The organism is Pseudomonas sp. 2822-17 (genome assembly GCF_002742485.1).
GTDB classification, from domain to species: domain Bacteria; phylum Pseudomonadota; class Gammaproteobacteria; order Pseudomonadales; family Pseudomonadaceae; genus Aquipseudomonas; species Aquipseudomonas cyclaminis.
In genome coordinates this window covers 1-284 of record NZ_LJRZ01000331.1, presented here as the reverse complement: position 1 = coordinate 284, position 284 = coordinate 1, and the positions used below count along the sequence as shown (strand labels likewise).

The following is a 284-nucleotide window of genomic DNA, read 5'->3' as shown; positions in this document are numbered from 1 at the left end:
CCATGGGAGTATGCAATAGACGAAATGGATGATTCAAGCCCTTTGTCTTTTACACCATATATAAATGGTGTGCCTATTTCTCCTGAAGAACTAACAGCAATTTTTAGTGACATCGAAATCGAAACGAGTGGAGGATCCATCGATTATGAGTTAGAGCAAGATGGTTCTGCAATTCTTGTTCACATTGTTCCACCTCGTTTTCCGTTCCTTCTTTCAGCTGGAGAAAGGGAAGTGGCTGTAACTGTACATGGCTCGTATGCTGATGAAATGGTCAGCGCTAGTGA

Annotated in this window: 1 protein-coding gene; it reads left to right on the top strand. The window is 42.3% G+C overall.

Going from position 1 to position 284, the window contains the following annotated elements; translation table 11 throughout:
• Positions 1-24: 24 nt before the first annotated feature.
• The coding region (locus tag AOA60_RS32210; protein WP_143522403.1) for a hypothetical protein at positions 25-284 on the top strand (260 nt) is incomplete at its 3' end.